This window comes from Hydrogenovibrio sp. 3SP14C1, assembly GCF_029625905.1.
Taxonomy (GTDB): Bacteria; Pseudomonadota; Gammaproteobacteria; order Thiomicrospirales; family Thiomicrospiraceae; genus Hydrogenovibrio.
Genome location: NZ_JARTLM010000333.1, coordinates 1 through 235 on the forward strand (window position 1 = coordinate 1; position 235 = coordinate 235).

Here is a 235-nt window from a genome sequence, read left to right on the forward strand (position 1 = left end):
CGCTGGGGGGCAAAGGTTGGGAAACTGGCGCAGACGACCGTTTTATCGACGCCTGCCAAGCACTGGCAGATCTAGAGAGTGAAGGTGAAGGTGTCACATGGCAAACCCTGGATACTGAGCTAGCGCAACGCCCTGCACCGGCTTCGTTATGGCCGCAAGCGCCAGAAGCTCAGCCTTGGCGGTTGGGCGCGCTGTTTCGCCCACTGGTGAGCTACCCGGCTAGCGCCGCCGACTG

At 62.1% G+C, this 235-nt stretch carries 1 protein-coding gene; it reads left to right on the plus strand.

What is annotated here, in order from left to right; translation table 11 throughout:
- The coding region (locus P8629_RS12740) for a hypothetical protein (protein ID WP_278166451.1) at positions 1-235 on the plus strand (235 nt) is incomplete at both ends.